Source organism: Granulicatella elegans ATCC 700633 (genome assembly GCF_000162475.2).
In the GTDB taxonomy this organism is placed as follows: domain Bacteria; phylum Bacillota; class Bacilli; order Lactobacillales; family Aerococcaceae; genus Granulicatella; species Granulicatella elegans.
On the sequence record NZ_KI391971.1, the window covers coordinates 1,059,150 to 1,079,007 of the forward strand.

The window sequence follows — 19,858 nt, forward strand, 5'->3', positions numbered from 1 at the left end:
GCAAAAGTCTTCGTTTTTTCATTAATCATGAATTTTCTTATTTTTTTCCATATTCGCCAGCATCAATTTTCGATAAAGATGAATATTGATTTTTAATGCTAAAGCAGCAATTCTTCTTCCTTTTTGGAAAATAGTATTTTTCGCAATCTCAAAGGCATGTTGTTTCAAGTAGTGACGCACTCTTGGATAATCTGCTAAAGTTTCAAAATCATCTTCCACTAGCATCTTATCTAAAATATAAAAATGTGCGTACGATAATCGAAAGAATGCTTCTTCTTCCAATTTCGGAAATTGTTGTTTTACTAAATCGTAAAATTGTTGATAAATCGTAATATACACTAAATCACGTTCACGATAAGGATTAGTCGTAATACTTTGTTGTCGATGATAATAATAATAATACGGCTTTGTATTAACGACATATTTCTCAGCAATTTGCACTAATTGATAGTGATAAAATGCATCTTCATAAATTTTTCCGACTGGAAATTCTATCTTATCAGCAATTTCTTTTCGGATTAATTTATTACAAATCGTACCTGGGACTTTTTGTCCAATTAAATATTCTCTTAAAAACTCTTCCCTATTCAATACTAAATACAAATCTTCTCGATCACATTGAGGAGTTTGGTTTGTAGTATAAACATTCATAACATTACAACTTGAAACATCTGCATTTTCAGCAATGAGTTGCTGATAAAGGGAATCAATCATTTCTTCATGAATGTAATCGTCAGAATCTACAAATAACACATACTTTCCTTGAGCCACTTTTTGTCCTTCATTTCTTGCTGAAGACAGGCCTCCATTTTCTTTATGAATGACTCTTATTCGCTCATCTTGACTTGCTAATTCATCACAGAGATGTCCACTTGAATCGGTTGCACCATCATCTACTAATAAAATTTCTAAATTTGAATAAGTTTGTGTTTGAATCGATTGAACACATTTTTCTAAATATTGTTCGACATTGTATACAGGTACAATGACACTAATTAATTCACTCATAGCTTATCCTCTCTTCAATACTTTATTTTTTACAGCATGAATCACTTCATAAAAAATTTCATCTTTGACAAGTGCTAATAAAACTACATAATAAATGACACAGCTAACAATTGTTACAAAAATATTGATGAGCAATGCCCCATTCACGACCATTTCAATTGGACGAATCCAAGAAATTAATCCATAAATAATGAAAAATCCTGATGAATAGAGAACGTATTTACCAGCATGAATAAATAATTTTCTTAAATCGATTAACTTATTATTATTAATTAATAAGATATCTAATGCAATTACTAATAATTCAGCAACAATCGTTGTTAAAATATACCATTCTGGTTTTGTAATACCGACAGCAGCTAAAATAGAATTCAATACTAAGTTTAATCCTCCACCAATAAAGTAGAACATCGTTAATTTATTTTCATAGCCTTGTACAAAAATAATTTGATTTTCTAAAATTAATGCCATTGCCCATGGAATAGAACGAAGCGCAAATAGGAACACACTAAAGCTAGCATCTAAATATTGTTCCCCTGCATATAATACAGTCGCATGACTTGCTAAAATAGCTAATCCAAAATTTAACGGCGTAATACAGAACATAAAAATTCTACCGCCCTTATTGACTAAATCATCATAGGCTTTCTTATCATTAATTCCTAAATAATATCCAAGTCTTGGAATACTAACACTCACAGCTCCACTAATAACTCCAGAAATAGAAAATACTAATGTTTGAGCAATTGTGTAATACGATACATATTCTGGTAAAGCAATGGAAGATAAAAACATTCGATCTAAATACGTATAAAGCATCCCTGCATTTGCTAATAAAAGGATAGCAATTAACGGTTGAATGACTGCTTTAACATCTTTCCATTGAACGCCAACAAAGTGGACTTCTTTTTTAATCCAGAAGAAACTTGCTAAATAATTTAACAGTGTCGCAATGGACATTAAAAAGGCATACGGCACTATATCATGCTCTGTTTTTACGAATGTAAAAATAGAAACAAGCATAAAGATTCGAATAAATAAAGTCTTATACAAAATAAACGTATAATTTTCAAATGCTTCATTCATCCATTCAATATTTAAAAACTGTGCAAATACTTGTATCGCCATAATGTAATACAATATTTTTAATACGGGAGCACCTTCCATTTGGAAAGTAATGATAAAATAGACAATCGTTGTTATAACTGTACAGAATAAGGAAATATAAAAGAGTAACGAAAAGATTCGATTAATCTCTTGCTTATTTTCCTTCGCCTTACTAATAGCTCGAATTCCATAATTATAAATTCCTAACGTTGCAAAAGGGATAAATAATCCGATGAAAGTATTCGTAATATTGAAATACCCATACTCTGTTTTATTTAAAATTCTGGCAATATAGGGACCTGTAATTAGTGGAAAAACAATATTTAATACTCGCATTAATAGGTTTGCGATAGCATTTACTTTAATATTTTTCATAATTCACCTCATTTTACTGGAGATAGTATAGCAAATTCATGCAAAGATAGAAACAAATATCCTAGATATTAAACAATTCATAAGAATTGAGCAGTTTTCGTTCTTACTATCCTTCTTCTACTACACTTCAACAGACATAAAAAGAAGGCTGGATAAACGTCCAACCTCTTTTAGACTTAACTCCATTATTGTTTATCTTTACGATAAGCTTGCAATAAATGACTCTTATAATCAATTTCTTCTTGAGAAGGAACCGTCATATAGTCCCCATAAAATTGAGAAAGAAATACATCATATTCTTTTGGTGCAGGAACCATCATATCTTCAAATGGTAATTCAATTAATTCTTCAAAAGTTCCGCGAGGGAATACTTCTTTTCGCCCATCTTTACCGCAACCGACAAGTCCTTCATATTGCCCATCTTCTTTACGATATTTTTTAATTAAAGCATCAATACGATTTCCAAACCAACGTGGATTTACGATTCTTAGCGCATACCACATGATTTTACGGCAAATATCTTTTAACTGACTATCACCATATTGAACATATTGTAATTTAATATATGCAATCATACGTAAAGTTGCCATTAAGTGAGCTTTATCGATTAATTTAATATCATCATAACGTTCGATTGGAAAGACATCTACGAATACACTTGTATCATGACGATCGACTTTAATATGATCTTCTACAACCGTACGTTCATCTGTCACTACTAAGAAGTTTTGGAAATACCAATCAGAAGTTTCCTTACTTAAAATTTTGTAATATGGATGTTGATCTTTTTCAACTGCTTGAATAAATTTATCATATTCAGAACGATACATTGAAATATCAATATCATCATCCCATGGAATAAATCCTTTATGACGAACAGCGCCTAATAATGTTCCATAACTGACAAAATAGCGAATATCATTTTCCTTACAAATACGGTCAATGTATTTTAAAATATCTAGTTGCGTTTGCTTTAATTCTTCTTTTGTTAAATACTTTGGCATCATGCTACTCCTCTTCTTTTAAATAAACTTCCAATTCATGTGGATTGGTTTGTTTTTCAATTGGAGGTAATGTTAAATAATCTCCATAATATTGTGTTAATAAACGGTCATATTCTTTTGGAATTGGTAAAATATGTCCTTCAAATTCTCCATCCACCACTTCATCGAAAATCCCTGCTTCAAATACTTCTTTTTCTTTTAATTTAGAAGCTAATAAGCATTCATATTTTCCATTTGGTCTTGTACATTGTTGAATCACTTCTTCAATTTTATACGCAAATCTTCTTGGAGACACAGGCAATAATACGGTCCAGAAAAATGTACGAATGATATCTTTTATCAAACTATCTTTGTACACAATATTTTTATGCTTACTGAATGATAATAATTTGAAACTTTCTAACTGATAAGTTTTATCCACTGCTTTTAAATCATCTATTCGATCATACGGGAAAATGTCGATAAAAATTCCACTCTTATAAGTTTTACGATTTCTTGTATCCGTAATGACTGTTTGGTTATCGACTACTTTGATAAAGTTATTATAGTAATCTACATTATTCTCTAATGATAAAATCTCATATTGGCTTGACTTAAATTCATGTTTAAAACGTTCATAATCTTTTCTTGGCATCATAATATCAATATCATCATCCCATGGAATAAATCCTTTATGACGAATTGCACCAATTAATGTCCCATAATTAAGAAAATAATGAAGGTTCTCTTTTTTACAAAACTCATCCACAGCTAAAAGAATAGCTAATTCTCTTTGTTTAACTTCTTCTGTCGTTAATCTTTTCATTTAAAAATCCTCTTTTATTCAGATATTCCTTGATGATTATAGCACAACCGTGCAAAACAATAAATACACAAGGGTTTATTTGAAAAAGTTGCAGTAAAAAAATTAAATGTGAAGTGACCCCAAAAAGTCTAACTTTTTGGGGTCACTTCAAAAGGCTCTTTCAATTAAATTATTTTCCTTTTACAATCGTTACATCTGTATAAGCATCTACTTTAATGACACTTGCACTTGTTTCTTTTGTTTCAGGTTTTTCTGTTAATTTAGCTCCATTATTCAACATGATGTCATATTTCCCATCAAATGTTTGAGGAACATTCACTTTGACTTCCCCACTAACGGTATCTAAAAATACTTCATATGGGTCAGCATTTTTCGCTAATTCAACCGTAATTTTTAATGTATCTTTTCCAAATTGAGAAGTATATAATCGAAACCCATGTTTTGAGATTGGAATATACAATCCTTCTTCGTTTGATTTTGTATCTTTAATCGTATTCACTGAAGTTTTTGAGATTTTCCCTGATACAGTTACTTTTGTTTGAGGATTAGAAGTTTGTACAATCGATAATTCCACATTTTGCTCTGTTCCATAAATTTCTACTTTTTGTTTCGCATTTTCTTGTAATTCCCAAGTTTGAGAAAAATCAAAATCCGTTTTTGCGTTGCTATAAGTCATATAAAATGCAAAAGCTACAATAACTAGGAAAAAAACGATAAATGGTAAAATTTTCTTCATAAGCTTTCTCCTTATTTAAATTCTCGTTCACTAAATAAATAATAACTAAAAATAAAGTATAAGACACTAAAAATGAGTGCAATCATAACAGATGGCGTTAAAAAGTCTCCACTACCTGTAATGGCTTTTAATTGGTTAAAAAGTAAAAAGTGATTTAACAATTCAGGGTCAATCACATTTTCCATTGAAAAACTCATTAAATTATCAAACAAAATGACAACCACTATATAAATTAATTGCGCATAACTTACCTTATCTACATAATTGAAAATGAAAATAGATAGGAACATAATACATAAATAATAAGGATATTGGTATACTGCCATATTCCACACTGCCGATAGAGAAATACTATCTGCAAAAATCCCTCTAAATACTGCTACAGATAAATAAGCAACGAATAAATGCGCTGTTGAATATAAAACCGTCGTCACAACTTTATAAATAAATAAGGAGAAACGACTACTAGCTTTAATAATCTGTGTATTAATGGTTCTAGATACGAAGTCTTCTCCCCAAACGAATAAATCCACTGCAATAAAAAATAATGGTAGAAAAACTGTCGAAGACGATAAAGTGATGACAACTCCAGTATCCCCACTCTTTTCTCTCATCACAAATGTAAATAAGAATTCTAATAAAATACATAGTAAAAGTGAGACAGAAAAGACTCTTTCTTTTCTAATTTTATAAATATCTGCTTTAAAATTTGACATCATTACGCTTACCTTCCTTCAACCAAATTAAAATAATATTCTTCAAAAGAAACTTGTTCCTTATAAATCTCAAAAATCTCAATCTGATTTTCTCTTAATAGATCAATCATCTGATTAATCGTAAGGGATGTATGGTTCACTTCGATTTTGTCAGGTAAAAGAGTACACTGACAATCATTTGATGTTAAAATTTCAATCGCTGTTTGATTTGTTGCTGTTGAAACAATAATTTTTTTGGCCAATGAAGATAAGATAGCTAATTTTGAGTCTTCTTGAATAACTTTTCCTTTACTCATAATGACATAATCATCTGCAATAAGATCTAATTCAGATAAAATATGACTGGAAATTAAAATCGTTATATTAAAATCATTTTTTAAAGTTGCTAGAATATCTCGAATATCTTTAATTCCTTTCGGATCTAATCCATTAATTGGTTCATCTAAAATTAATAATTTGGGTGAATCGATAATTGCCAACCCTATCGCTAATCGTTGTCTCATTCCTAAAGAAAAATCTTTGGCTTTTTTCTTTGAATCCACATCGGCTAACCCTACTAAATTTAATACTTCCTCTATTTTTTCATGAGAAGGATTTTCTCCACATAATAATAATTGATAGTGTAAGTTATCATAAGCGGAAAGATTCAAATGAAGAGCTGGTGCTTCCACAATTGAACTTAGTTTACATCCTTTTAGTCCAACAATTTCTCCAGAGTCTTGTTTAATTAGTCCAGAAATAATACGAATTAATGTCGTTTTCCCTGCTCCATTTTCACCAATTAATCCACAAATTCTACCTTCATAAATATTAAACGATACATTATCTAACGCATGATATTTTGCATATCGTTTATGAATATTTTTCACTTCGATTAAAGGTTGACTCATGTATTCACCTCGTTATATTAGAAATTTAATACTATAAATGTAATACTATCACTTTTTATGAATATTACAAGAAAAAAAAGACTCTCCGAAGTCAACTAGCTACTTCGAAAAGTCTTTGATTTCTTATTTATTTGGATGAATACTTATTCGATACTATTAAAATTTATTTCATATTTTTCTTCTTGAATTTTAAACTCATCATACCTAATAAGCTCATAACACTAGCACTAATTGTATAATATAAACTAGTATCCGACATACCTGTATTTGGAAGAACTTGTTTATTTGAAACAACCTTTTCAGATTCTGCTTGATGAACTACTTCTTTTTCTTGCTTTGCTGGCAGTGGTTTTTCACTTGAAGTTTGAACTTCATTTTCAGTTTTTTTAGAAGTTTTATCAAATGTAGATTTTTTAGTTTGTTCTTTCTGTTGAGGTTTAGGCGCCTCAACATCTGATTTTTGTTTTTCATTATTTAATTCAAATGCAGGTAATTCTGGCTGTACTAATGGTTCACCTTTCATACTTATTGGTTTAGTATATTCTGATTCTTCGAGTTTTGGTGCTTCATTTGGGACTACTCCACCATTAAATTCTGGAACTTCTAAATTTGGTGCTTCATTCGGTACTACGCCACCGTTAAACTCTTTTAGTTCTAGAGATTCTGGTCTTCCTTTATCAGTAACAACTTGTAATTTATAACTAAAAGTTACTGAATTAATTCCTTTTTCAATTACTAAATTATTTGGAATATTTTTTTCTTGTAACAAATAAGTTTGACCGTTATAAGTGATTTCCTTTGGAGGAGTTGTTACAGCAACTGTAGATCCTTTATCACTTTTTTCACTAGTAATTGTAGGAGCAATTTCATTCCCTTTTTCATCAACAAATTTTTGTTGTACAACTCCAGTATCAATTAGTTTTTTATAAGTTACTAAATGATAATTTGCAGATACAGGTTCCATTAACTTTTTGTAGTCAACATTTTCTAATATTTTACTTTTAACTAAAGTAAGAGAAGTTCTTTCTAAAATTGAAGATAATAATTTTTCATTCAAACGATAATTGATAGTTTTTGCTACTCCACCCTCAGCAGTTTCTATTACAGAAAATCCTGTTGAATCCAATTTTTTAGAAGCAAAGAATCTCTCAACAGATTCTGGTTGTTTTAAACTTTCATCAGATATATTTTCAAAGTTTAAAAGTTCATTTTTATAAAAAATACCATCATTAATTACTTTGATGTACAATTCTTTTAAAGAAATTGCCTTCCCTAACTTATCTTTATATAAATATTCTGTAGTAACATGAGGAGTACCTGAATTTGGATTTGTTGAATTATCGATATTTGTAAAAATATAATTTGTTTCAGTTAAATTATTAGTTAAAACATCATAATATCTAGCTTGGTTTGTAAATCCAAAATTATAAGTTCTTTTTATTGAAATTGAATCTATTCCAAAATTTTTACTTAAATAACTATCTTCTAACATTTTTACATTATAAGAAATCGTTTCTCCGTTACGAACTTTAAAAATATACGCATCAGTATTTTGGATACCATTATTTGTATTAAGCTTTGTATGAATTTTTTTGGCATTATTCGTTACTCTATTTTTTCCCATATCTCGTATAGTATCTTTAGAAGTTAAATCTATAGTATCTACATTTACAAAATAAACATCTCCTTTATTTGAACTAAAATCAGAAAATATCTTTGTTTTATCTCCATCTTTCTCTGCATCTCTTGAAATTAAGTGAGTAATTAAATGATTTTTCTTTTGTTTATTTTCTATAAAATATTTTTTTAACACTTCAACTTCTTTTGCTTTCTCTTGTCTTGCTAATTCCTCTTTTTTCGCTTCTTCTAGAGCTTTAATTTGTTCATCTACTTTAGTTTCTGCCTCTTTCTTTAAAGAATCTTCCTCAGTTTCTGTTTTTGCTGCTCCAACTACTTCAGCTGGCTTTTCTTCAATAGTAACTCCAGATGTTTTAACTTCTTCAACTTTCGCTTTCAATGCAGCTTCCTTAACAGTGACTGTTTCTTCTCGAACAAATTTATCTTTTGTTTCATTATTTTCTTTAGGAGCAACATTTTCTGTCGAATTTGTATTAGTTTCTTCAGCTAATACAAATGTGTTACTTCCTAGACTAACAAACAAAGAAGATGCTAATATAATTCCACTGACTAGTCCTAATTTAGTCTTTTTTAAATACCCATGTCCTTTTACTTTAGTAGATAATTTTTTCACAGTATAATTCTCCTTTTTCACCCTAATTCCCCATAATTAACATAATAATAATCCAATATTATCTAAATGTAAAGGCTTTATGTTCAAAAATTAACATTCTTAGATTAAAAGAAAAAAGACGACAATACTCATCTTTTTCTTCTAAATTATTTCATATATGTTCTTAAATAAATTTAATCATAAAATCTACTTTTACAAAATTTCTGTTTTCTTTTCTAACACTAGATAGTATATTTCCATTATTCTTTTCCAGCATGAGTCTTTCCTTGTGCTTTTGCTTGGGATTCACTCATTTCAACTACTTTAGCTTGATTTGTTTTTGCTGGCATATTTTTTTTGTTATACCAATATACCGTTGCTTTTCCTTCATTTGCTACATATACTGTACGATCATTTTTTCTTTTTGCTGTACTTTTAGTAGTTACTTGAGGTTCGCTCTGAGTTGTTTCTTGAGCCTCACTTGTAATAGTTGGTTCAGCTAAACCTGTTTGATAGTCAAGTGTTCCATTCGGTGCATCATTATTTAAAATGACTCTAGTTGTTCCATCTTCATTGACTTCTTCAAGTGAGCTACTAAATTGAATCGGAATCAATCTTCCATTAGCAGATATTCCAGCATATTGTAATTCTACTTGGCGTGGAATTAATTCTGAATCTGTATAAAGTGGCGTTACTCGATAGTCAAGCCATGCATTTTTATTTTGTTTTAACCATGCAGCTAATTTCTCTTCATAAAATAACATTCCTGCAGGATTTTTTTCGTCTGTTCCTGTCATACTTCCTGTATTTAAGTATGCTGTCATAGGTGTTAAGTTTCTAAGTTCATCATTTAGTCCACTAAACTGATAACCTACTAGATGACCACGATTCATGAACCAAGCTTCTTTCCCTGTATAATCTACTGGAAACTTAAAGTTATGCCATCCTACTGGATCTACATTAATTCTACTGTCTCTTTCTTCTGTTGGTTTATCATCATATCGTAATTGGATATGAGCTTGAGTTGAACGCTTATACGTATCTAATTCTCCTAATACCATTTGTTTTTCTCTTTTAAAAGGTAAAAGAGATTCTGGTAAATTATGAGATTTATCAATCTGAACGGTTGTGGTGGTTGTTTCTTCTTGGACTCCTTTTTGAGTATTCGCCGAACAAGCAGCGAATGTTAAAGAGGTCATCCATAAAAGAAAGAGTTTAAAAAAACGATTTTTCATATCATTCTCCTTTTATTCCGTCCAACGAATTGGTGTTTGTCCTTGTTGAATTAAGACGTCATTTACCCTACTAAATGGTTTACTTCCAAAGAAACCTCGATAAGCAGATAACGGACTTGGATGCGGAGCTTTTAAAATAACATGATTCGAATTTGTAATCAGTTTTTCCTTATCCTGAGCTGGTTTACCCCAAAGGATGAAAATTACTGGATGAGGCAATTCATTTAAAGACTCAATGAGACGATTGGTTAATCTTTCCCATCCCATTCCTTTATGACTATTCGCATTTCCTTCTTCTACTGTTAAAACGGTATTTAACAATAATACTCCTTGTTTTGCCCAATGAGATAAATCTCCTTCTGTTGGAAGATTTCCCCCGATATCCTCTTGTAATTCTTTATAAATATTTCTGAGGGATGGAGGAAGTGGAATTCCTTTTTTAACAGAAAAGCTTAATCCATGAGCTTGTCCAAATCCATGATAAGGATCTTGTCCTAAAATGACGACTTTCACCGATTCAAATGGCGTGAGTTCTAGAGCATTAAAAACATTCTTTTCTTCAGGAAATACTCTGACTTCTGCTCTTCTTTTTTGAACAAAAGCTTGTAACTCCTGATAATAGTCTTTTTGCATTTCTTCTGCTAAAATTTCATTCCAAGTCGTCATCATTCATCCTCAATTTTTTGATAAATTTCAAAGGTATGTGGATAAATATTTTTTTCATCCACAGTTCCATCCATACTTTTGACTTTTACAAATTTTTCCCATGGAAAATCTTTTGGAAAATACGTATCCCCATCAAATTGTTCATGAATTTTTGTACAATAAAGTGTATTCACTTGATGTTTTAAAGAATCAAATAATACAGCTCCACCAATAATATAAATATCTTCATGTTTTGCATCTTCAATTAACGTTTCAACATCTGTAATCACTTCTGCTCCATTAGCATCATAATCCTCAACATTGGAAACAACAATACTATGTCTTCTTGGTAATAATCTCTTCCCCATACCTTCAAAAGTATTGCGTCCCATTACAATCGTTTGATCTAATGTAACTTCTTTAAAAAATTTCCAATCATTTGGTAAATGCCATGGTAAAACTCCTTTTTTACCAATCACACCATTTTCATCTTGTGCCCAAATATAAATTAACATGCAATTTCCTCCTTTTAATTAAACAGCAATCGGTGCTTTAATCGTTGGATGACATTCATATCCTTCTAATACAACGTCTGCCACTTCTAAATCATATAATGATTTTTCAGGATGTTTTAACACTAATTGTGGTAACTCAAAAGGTTCACGGCTTAATTGAAGATCCACTTGTTCTAAATGATTTAAATATAAATGCGCATCGCCTAATGTATGAACAAACTCTCCAACTTCTAATCCGACTTCGTTAGCAATTAAATGCGTCAATAATGCATAACTCGCAATATTAAATGGCACACCTAAAAAGACATCTGCACTACGTTGATATAATTGACAGCTCAACTTGCCATCCGCAACGTAAAATTGAAACATTGTGTGACATGGAGGTAATGCCATACTTGGTACATCTTCTGGGTTCCATGCAGATACTAATAATCTTCTTGAATCAGGAGATGTCTTCAACATTTCAATCACTTGCGCTAATTGGTCAATGGTTTCTCCTTGAGTCGTTTTCCAATGTCTCCATTGTGAACCATAAATATTTCCTAATTCTCCATATTTTGCAGCAAAGTCATCCTCATTTAAAATTCTTTGGCAAAATGTTTCTAATTCTTTTTCATACACTTCTTTAAAAACTGGATCTTGTAAACTTCTACGACCAAAATCTGTCATATCTTCTCCAGTATAATCAGGAGACTCTACATAACGTTTAAAAGCCCACTCATCCCAAATATGATTATTATGTTGTAATAAATAACGGATATTTGTATCTCCTTTAATAAACCATAATAATTCACTTTTAATAAGTCCAAATGGAACTCTTTTAGTCGTTAAAATTGGAAATCCCTTTGTTAAATCAAATCGCATTTGATAACCAAAAATACTCTTTGTCCCTGTACCAGTACGGTCTGATTTTTCGATTCCTTCTTGTTTAATTTTTTCTAATAATTCTAAATATTGTTTCATCTGATGAGCTCCCTACTGTTAAACCAATTCAGCTAAATATTCCCATCTTTCGTAGGAATTAGCTAATTCTAGTTCTAATGTTTCTAATTGTGTTTGTAATTCTTGTAATTTGGCAAAGTCTTGTGCTTGTTGGTTCATTTCTTCTTGAATTTCTTCAATGGATTCTTCTAATCCAGCGATTTTTTCTTCAATTTCTTCCCATTCTTTTTTCTCATGATATGTCATCTTTTTAGCTTTTTCTGGTGTGGAAGCTTTTGGGGTTTCTGTCACTTTTGGAACTTCTACTGTTTTAGTTTCTTCTACTGTTACGTCCCCTTGTTTTTCTAGGAAATCACTCATAGAACCATAATACAATTCTGTATTTCCTTGTCCTTTAATGACAAATAAATGATCCATTGTTTTATCTAAAAAATAACGGTCGTGAGAAACTACGATGACTGCGCCATTAAATTCTTCTAAATAATCTTCTAAAACGGTTAATGTATCAATATCTAAATCATTCGTCGGTTCATCGAGTAATAAGACATTTGGCTTCGTCATTAGTAGGCGTAATAAATATAATCTTCTTCTTTCTCCACCTGATAACGTTCCTATTAATGCTCCATGCATATAGCGAGGAAATAAAAATGTTTCTAGTAATTCTGTAATCGAAGCTACTTCACCATTTTTTTGTCTTACTTCTTCGGCATATTCTCTTAAATATTGCACTAATTGCTTATCCATTGGAATATCTTCATCTTGTTGCTTATAGTAAGCTAAGCGAACCGTATCTCCAACAGTCATTTCTCCCTCACTAAATGGGTATAGACCAGCAAGAGCATTTAGGAATGTAGATTTTCCGACTCCATTTTCTCCAACAATTCCAATTCTGGCTTGGCTTTGAATAATCCACTCTAATGAACGAACAATTGACTTATCTCCAATTTGTAAGCTGACATCTTTTAATTGAAATACTCGTTTTCCGATTCTTGTTTGATCAAAACGAATGGCTAGCGATTCTTTAGAATCTGTTTGTTTCACTTCTTTTTCTAATTGTTCAAAACGTTGAATTCTTGCTTGTTGCTTTGTTGTTCTTGCCTTAGCGCCTTGTCTCATCCATTGTAATTCTTGTTGATATAAACGTTGCTGTTTATGAGACATCTTTTGCGCAATTTGTTCTCGTTGAGATTTTTGTTCTAAGTAAGATTGATAATTCCCATCATACGCTTCAATTCTCCCTTGAGTTAATTCAAACATATGGTCAACGACACGTTCTAAGAAATAACGATCATGGGTTACTAATAATAAGGAACCTTTGTATGAAGCTAAATATTGTTCTAACCATTGAATGGCTTGCATATCTAAATGGTTTGTCGGCTCATCTAATAATAATAAATCCGGCTCTTCCATTAAAACTTTGGCAAGACCTACTCGTTTCTTTTGTCCACCAGATAAAGTAGAAATTTGTTGATGAATATCTTCAATTCCCACGTGCTGTAAAATGGATTTTATTTTCACTTCATATTGCCAGCCATCCACTTGATTCATTTTTTGTTCCAATGCTTCAAATTGTTTTAAATATTTTTCATCTTGTGGATGCTGTTGTAATTGTTCGACACTCCATTCATAATCATGAACTAATCTCAATAATGAATTGTCTGATTCATAAATGGCTTCAAATACCGTATGTTCAGGATTTAAAGAAGGATTTTGTGAAAGATACCCAATTCTAAAATCATTTGAACTAGTAATCGTACCACTTTCTGCTTCATCTATTCCGGCTAAAATATTTAATAGCGAGCTTTTTCCTGTACCGTTTTGACCAATTAAGCCGACATGTTCTCCTTCATTAATAATGAACGAAACATCTGCTAATAATGTTTTAGCACCATATGTTTTTTTCAAATGATCTACACGAAAATCTTTCATAATACTCTCCTTTTATGATTAAAATAAACCGGTCGCTCTACCGTCTTCTAATACATCCATCTCTAATGCAGCTGGTTTTTTTGGCAGTCCTGGCATTGTTAAAATATTCCCCGTTAAAGCTACAACAAATCCTGCCCCTAATTTAGGAACAAGAGATCGAACTGTTAATTTAAATCCTGTTGGTCTTCCTAATAAAGTCGCATCATCTGAGAAGGAATATTGCGTCTTCGCAATACAAACTGGCAAATGATTCCAACCATTTTTTTCTAACTGTTTTAATTGTAATTTTGCTTCTTTTGTATATTGAACAGAACTTGCTCCATAAATTTTAGTTGCAATAGCTTCGAGTTGTTCTTCAATCGTACTATTCTCTTCACAGATTGAATGGAATTGAGATGTTGAATGTTCTAATAAGTGTAACACTTCTTTTGCTAATGCTACTCCACCATTTCCACCATTTTCCCATACAGAAGTAAAAATACAAGAAATCCCTTTTCTCTGACAAAGAGTTTGCACTAATTCTTTTTCTTGTGGGGTATCTGTTACAAATTCATTTAATGCAACAACTGCTGGAAGTCCATAATGTTCCGTCATATTTTCAATATGTTTTTCTAAATTAGCAAACCCTTTTTCTAAAGCTTCTAAATTTTCTCCTTCTGTTAATCCAGAAAGAGAAACTCCCCCATGCATTTTAAGCGAACGAATCGTCGCCACAATGACAACGACATCGGGTGCTTTTTGTAATTGGGGAACTTTAATTTCTAAAAATTTCTGAGCGCCTAAATCAGCTCCAAATCCAGCTTCTGTTACAACAATTTCTCCAAGAGCTAGAGCAGCATTTGTCGCAACTACACTATTACATCCATGTGCAATATTAGCAAATGGTCCACCATGAACAATGGCAGGCGTATGTTCTAAGGTTTGAACTAAATTTGGTTTTATCGCATCTTTTAGTAATAATGTTAAAGCCCCTTGAACGTTTAAATCTTTGACAGTAACTGGATTTTTTTCAAAAGTATAGCCAATTACAATGTTTTCTAATCGTTGTTTCAAGTTTTTTAAGTCTGTTGCTAAGCATAAAATAGCCATCATTTCACTCGCAACCGTAATATCAAATCCATCTTCACGAGGAACTCCTTGAATTGGACCACCTAATCCTACAATGACTTGTCGTAAAGCTCGATCATTTAAATCAACCGCTCTTTTCCAGATGACTCTTCTACTATCAATTTGTAATTCATTTCCTTGATAAATATGATTATCAATAAATGCAGCTAATGCATTTGTAGCACAAGTTAATGCATGCATATCTCCAGTAAAATGCAAATTAATTTCTTCCATCGGAACAACTTGCGCATAGCCACCACCACAAGCTCCTCCTTTAATACCCATTACAGGTCCTAATGAAGGTTCACGAAGCGCAATAATGGATTTTTTACCTAATTTCGTTAAAGCATCTGCTAATCCAATCGTAACGGTTGATTTTCCCTCTCCAGCAGGAGTTGGACTCATAGCTGTTACTAACACTAATTTACCATTTCTTTCTTTAGAAATTTGGTTCACATCGATTTTAGCTTTATATTTCCCATAAAACTCGATTTGTTCTTCCTCTAAGCCAATGCTAGAAGCAATTTCACGAATTGGTTTCATAACAGCTTCTTGAGCAATTTGAATATCTGATTTCATCCATACCCCTCCTCTAATTAACTATAACGTTGAAATTTTCTTTTAAATGCATAATAAGTAATTGCTAATGGAACTAAGGAACCAAACCACGCTAAAGGATTAGCCGTTGTTAACCCTATATAGCCAAAAGCTTTTGTTAACACTAATGCTGCAAACACACGCATCATTAACTCCATCATTCCTGCAATGGTTGGAATCACAGTTTTTCCTACCCCTTGTAATGTATAACGATAAATAAATAATAAAGACAAAATAGCATAGCATGAAGAATTCGCTAAAATATAAAGTCTGCCATATTCCACTACCGATTCATGCCCTACACCTACAAACATTCTCATAAAATGTGGACTAAATAGAATTAAAATAAAGCCTACACAAAAACTAAACGTAAGGGACAGTTTAATACAATCTCTAACACCTTTCCAAATACGATCATATAATTTTGCTCCATAATTTTGAGCTGAATAAGTCGCCATTGTAATTCCAAATGACATCATTGGTAATATTCCTAATTGGTCAATCTTTTGTGCAGCTGTATAGCCAGCTACAGCTTCATGTCCTAAACGATTTAATACAATTTGAACCGTGATTGTTCCAATCGCAATAATAGAGGATTGAAATCCCATTGGGAATGAAATATTTATATGATGCCATAAGAAATCTTTTGTAAACTGTAATGACTCTCTTTCAATATGTAAAATTGGAATTTTCTTTTTAATATAAATATAACAGCAAATAGCAGAGAATAATTGACTTACTACAGTTGCAAATCCAGAACCTCCAACACCCATATTAAAATGAACAATAAATACGTAATCTAATAATATATTTAAAATACAAGATAAAACTAAAAAATATAGCGGCGTAATTGCATCTCCAATAGCTCGAATAATATTTGATAATAAGTTAAAAGCAATTTGAGCAAAAATTCCTGCAAAAATGACCATTAAATATTCATAAGCATAGTCAATAATTTCTGGAGGAGTTTGCATCAATTCTAATATTTGACGACAAAATAGCATACTGAATGTCGTCAACACAATCGAAGCTCCTATAGAAATTAAAGTAGAAACATAGAAACTTCTTTTTACTCCTTGCATATCTTTAGCCCCAAATTTTTGGGCAAGAGGAATTGCTAATCCGGCGGTCATACTAATGGCAAAACCAATAATAAAAAATACAATACTCCCGGTTGAACCAACAGCTGCAAGTGCTTGTACCCCAATGTATCTACCAACGAAATAAGTATCTGCCATATTATAAAATTGTTGAAAAACATTCCCTATTAATAATGGTAAGGTAAACCGAGAAATTAATTTCATCGGATTTCCAGATGTCATATCCTTCGCCATTTTACTCCTCTTTTCTATATACATACTCAATTTTATAGTATACTAAAATATACAATAATATAACAGTGATACCCTCAGAAAAATTTATAAACTCTCTAAAAATAGCGGTAACATTTCTCTTTTTTAGCCCTACAAATTATGTTACAATACAAACGAAAAGAGGCGAAGATTTATGGTTGAATTTGATAAAGAAAAAATTGCAAAAATGCAACAATATTTAGCAGAAATTACAGATCCTAACTTCCAAGGAAGTGCTACAGACAAAAGAATGGCTGTTGCAGAACTATTTAATTATTATCATTCAGACTGGCAGCAAGATGCCATGCATTTTGTCGACAAAAATCTTGAATTATTTGATGACCAACGAATGCAAGAAATTTTTAAAACGTATAACTCTGGAAGAAAGAGTCCTCAAACAGTCATTCGTCAAGAATCGAAAAGTAAATATAAACGACCAATGCGACCTGGTGAAGATTAAATAAAATGACAAACTAAAAGGCTTAAAATCCACTGATGATTTTAAGTCTTCTTTTTATTTCATTATCGAATTCCTAATGCAATTCTCGCATAACGAGACATTTTTTCTGGAGACCAAGCTGGATACCATACTAATTTAACATCAATCGTTTTGATTTCTTCAATTTCCTTTAATGCACGATGAATTTCATCTGTAATTATATCAGCCAATGGACATCCCATTGTTGTTAGTGTTAAATTTACTTGGCAATGTCCTTCTTCATTTAGCTCTACTCCATAAATTAATCCTAAATTAACAATATCAATTCCTAATTCAGGATCAATCACTGTTTCTAACGCTTCTAAAATTTTTTCCTTCATTGATTCTGGTGTTTCACTCATACGATTACTCCTCTACTAATGATTCTTTTAAAAATTCTACAGATGCTTCAATGGCTTTAAACGTAACAAAGTGTGGCACTTCTGGTGTTTCAATCCATTTCACACGACCCGCATACGGTTCATCTTTAATCTTTTCGTAAAATGCACGGTTTAATGCATATGGAACTTTTTTATCTTCTAGTCCATGCCAAATTAATACTGGACGACCTGCAATTGTTTCAGGATTATCTGCTAATGATAAACTTTGTAACATTGGAATATATTTATCCATTAAATCAGGAGTTAATTCTACTGCTGGTTTATCTTTCATCCAAGTAGAAGTAAGCGACCATTTTGCAAATTCAACTGGATCTGCATTCCCCATTAAACTAACTGCAGCGTATAAAAATGGAAAATGTTTTAATAATGCGTAAGTTGTCATTCCACCCATACTGAAACCAATTGCTCCAATTTTATTATCGACTAAATTTTCTTTTTGATAAGCTCCGACTAATGTTGGAAATTCTTTAACATTTTGCCCAATAATTTCCCATAATTCAAAGCCATTTAATTCAGATGTTTTTCGCTCTCCATGATATAGCTGATCGGGTAAAATTGCTCGCATACCATTTTTCGCAAGCATTGCTCCGTAGTGAATACAATTTTCCTTACTTCCAGTCCAACCATGATAACAAACAACTGTTGGGATCATTTTATCTTTATTTTCTTCTTGAACAATTTCTAAAATTGGAATTTGCTCAATGTTTTTTTCTTGAATAATAATCATAACTAACCTCTTCTTTCATATTCTCTTAAAAATATGGTATACTTACAAGGTTATTGTAACTAAATGACAAGTTGTCGTCAATCAAATCGATTATATAGATTACTATAGGAGGAAATAATGAAACCAAAATTAATTGCACTAGATTTAGATGGAACAACATTAAATGGCCAATCAGAATTTAACCCCATTACAATTCAAACCTTACATCGTTTAACAGAACTTGGGCATAAAATTGCCATTGTAACTGGGCGTCCTTATCGAAGCTCAAAACATTTATATGAAGAATTAGGATTAGGTGGACCGCTAGTAAACTTCAATGGTGCGCTATGCCATATTCCAAATGACGAAAATTGGCAAGGAGAATTTCACGTAACATTAGATGAAGAAATCGTTTTTGACATGTTAGATTTTCATAAAGAATTAGAATGTGATTATTTCATGGTTGAAGGAAAGCATCATTTATATGCTACCATTGAAAATATTCCTGATTCACCTTACTATCCAAAAGATCAACAACCTATCTTATTACAAAAAGATACGCAATTACTAGAAAAGCCAACAGCTATTACCGTTTTTTCTAGTATTGAAAAGCAACCTTTCATTAAAGAAAAAATTAAGCAACGTTATGGTCACACGATTGATGTTCGTACTTGGGGAGGCGATATGCCTTGCCTAGAAATCGTCACTTATGGTATCGATAAGTCTACAGGAATCCAACATTTATCTCGTTATTATGGAATTCCAACAGAAGATGTTTTAGCTTTTGGTGATGAAGATAATGACTTAGAAATGATTGAATTTGCTGGGCACGGTGTTGCGATGAATAATGCCATTGATAGCCTAAAAGCAATCGCTGATGATATTACCCCATTACCACATGATCAAGATGGATTAGCTCATTACTTGATGAATTATTTTAATTTAGAAGCTTAACTGAATCCATCTCTTACAAAATTTAAGAAGAAAAAATTCCCTTTGTTGGCTAGGCCGCCAGCAGCCTAGCTAAGCGAGTCTCATGGCTAAACTTCGAGCCTTGGTCTCGAAGTTTGCCTGTAAAAA

19 protein-coding genes are annotated in these 19,858 nt (G+C 31.6%); 2 read left to right on the top strand and 17 right to left on the bottom strand.

Annotated features, from left to right (window positions below; translation table 11 throughout):
- Window positions 1–21: 21 nt before the first annotated feature.
- The 15 genes from HMPREF0446_RS05025 to HMPREF0446_RS05095 form a co-directional block, all read right to left on the bottom strand.
- Window positions 22–1,008, bottom strand: coding sequence for a glycosyltransferase family 2 protein (locus HMPREF0446_RS05025; protein WP_006702483.1), 987 nt, complete (start codon window positions 1,006–1,008; stop codon window positions 22–24).
- A 3-nt stretch (window positions 1,009–1,011) separates the two neighbouring features.
- Entirely contained in the window at window positions 1,012–2,490 is a 1,479-nt protein-coding gene (locus tag HMPREF0446_RS05030) for an oligosaccharide flippase family protein (protein WP_006702482.1), read from the bottom strand.
- A 185-nt stretch (window positions 2,491–2,675) separates the two neighbouring features.
- A complete protein-coding gene (locus HMPREF0446_RS05035; RefSeq protein WP_006702481.1) occupies window positions 2,676–3,494 on the bottom strand; it encodes a LicD family protein in 819 nt (272 codons plus the stop codon).
- A gap of 4 nt (window positions 3,495–3,498) precedes the next feature.
- The gene (locus tag HMPREF0446_RS05040; protein WP_006702480.1) at window positions 3,499–4,299 is read right to left on the bottom strand and encodes a LicD family protein; all 801 of its coding nucleotides are present in this window, start codon (window positions 4,297–4,299) and stop codon (window positions 3,499–3,501) included.
- Between the two features lie 169 nt (window positions 4,300–4,468).
- The gene (locus tag HMPREF0446_RS05045) at window positions 4,469–5,035 is read right to left on the bottom strand and encodes an AMIN domain-containing protein (protein WP_006702479.1); all 567 of its coding nucleotides are present in this window, start codon (window positions 5,033–5,035) and stop codon (window positions 4,469–4,471) included.
- A gap of 11 nt (window positions 5,036–5,046) precedes the next feature.
- A complete protein-coding gene (locus tag HMPREF0446_RS05050; protein ID WP_156902319.1) occupies window positions 5,047–5,751 on the bottom strand; it encodes a hypothetical protein in 705 nt (234 codons plus the stop codon).
- A gap of 8 nt (window positions 5,752–5,759) precedes the next feature.
- Window positions 5,760–6,641 (bottom strand): ATP-binding cassette domain-containing protein, encoded by an 882-nt coding sequence (locus tag HMPREF0446_RS05055; protein ID WP_006702477.1) that lies wholly within the window; start codon window positions 6,639–6,641, stop codon window positions 5,760–5,762.
- 163 nt (window positions 6,642–6,804) lie between these two features.
- Complete coding sequence (locus tag HMPREF0446_RS05060) at window positions 6,805–8,892, bottom strand: SIALI-17 repeat-containing surface protein (RefSeq protein WP_006702476.1); 2,088 nt, start codon at window positions 8,890–8,892, stop codon at window positions 6,805–6,807.
- A 239-nt stretch (window positions 8,893–9,131) separates the two neighbouring features.
- On the bottom strand, window positions 9,132–10,106 hold the full coding sequence (locus tag HMPREF0446_RS05065) for a DNA/RNA non-specific endonuclease (protein ID WP_006702475.1): 975 nt from the start codon (window positions 10,104–10,106) through the stop codon (window positions 9,132–9,134).
- A gap of 12 nt (window positions 10,107–10,118) precedes the next feature.
- Window positions 10,119–10,775 (bottom strand): uracil-DNA glycosylase, encoded by a 657-nt coding sequence (locus HMPREF0446_RS05070; protein WP_006702474.1) that lies wholly within the window; start codon window positions 10,773–10,775, stop codon window positions 10,119–10,121.
- A complete protein-coding gene (locus HMPREF0446_RS05075; protein WP_006702473.1) occupies window positions 10,772–11,266 on the bottom strand; it encodes a dihydrofolate reductase in 495 nt (164 codons plus the stop codon). Before HMPREF0446_RS05075 ends, HMPREF0446_RS05070 begins: the two co-directional genes overlap by 4 nt.
- An 18-nt stretch (window positions 11,267–11,284) precedes the next feature.
- A complete protein-coding gene (locus tag HMPREF0446_RS05080; RefSeq protein WP_006702472.1) occupies window positions 11,285–12,229 on the bottom strand; it encodes a thymidylate synthase in 945 nt (314 codons plus the stop codon).
- Window positions 12,230–12,247: 18 nt separating this feature from the next.
- Window positions 12,248–14,137 (bottom strand): ABC-F family ATP-binding cassette domain-containing protein, encoded by a 1,890-nt coding sequence (locus HMPREF0446_RS05085; RefSeq protein ID WP_006702471.1) that lies wholly within the window; start codon window positions 14,135–14,137, stop codon window positions 12,248–12,250.
- A gap of 18 nt (window positions 14,138–14,155) precedes the next feature.
- On the bottom strand, window positions 14,156–15,823 hold the full coding sequence (locus HMPREF0446_RS05090; RefSeq protein WP_006702470.1) for a formate--tetrahydrofolate ligase: 1,668 nt from the start codon (window positions 15,821–15,823) through the stop codon (window positions 14,156–14,158).
- A gap of 17 nt (window positions 15,824–15,840) precedes the next feature.
- Window positions 15,841–17,175: an MATE family efflux transporter gene (locus HMPREF0446_RS05095; protein WP_020991377.1), complete on the bottom strand. Its 1,335-nt coding sequence runs from the start codon at window positions 17,173–17,175 to the stop codon at window positions 15,841–15,843.
- A 172-nt stretch (window positions 17,176–17,347) separates the two neighbouring features.
- Here HMPREF0446_RS05095 and HMPREF0446_RS05100 point away from each other — a divergent pair, with 172 nt between their 5' ends.
- Window positions 17,348–17,653 (top strand): hypothetical protein, encoded by a 306-nt coding sequence (locus tag HMPREF0446_RS05100; RefSeq protein ID WP_006702468.1) that lies wholly within the window; start codon window positions 17,348–17,350, stop codon window positions 17,651–17,653.
- A 62-nt stretch (window positions 17,654–17,715) separates the two neighbouring features.
- Here HMPREF0446_RS05100 and HMPREF0446_RS05105 read toward each other — a convergent pair whose 3' ends face one another.
- Window positions 17,716–18,033: a metal-sulfur cluster assembly factor gene (locus HMPREF0446_RS05105; RefSeq protein WP_006702467.1), complete on the bottom strand. Its 318-nt coding sequence runs from the start codon at window positions 18,031–18,033 to the stop codon at window positions 17,716–17,718.
- A 4-nt stretch (window positions 18,034–18,037) separates the two neighbouring features.
- A complete protein-coding gene (locus HMPREF0446_RS05110) occupies window positions 18,038–18,799 on the bottom strand; it encodes an alpha/beta fold hydrolase (protein WP_006702466.1) in 762 nt (253 codons plus the stop codon).
- Between the two features lie 117 nt (window positions 18,800–18,916).
- Here HMPREF0446_RS05110 and HMPREF0446_RS05115 point away from each other — a divergent pair, with 117 nt between their 5' ends.
- On the top strand, window positions 18,917–19,732 hold the full coding sequence (locus HMPREF0446_RS05115; RefSeq protein ID WP_006702465.1) for a Cof-type HAD-IIB family hydrolase: 816 nt from the start codon (window positions 18,917–18,919) through the stop codon (window positions 19,730–19,732).
- Window positions 19,733–19,858 lie beyond the last annotated feature (126 nt).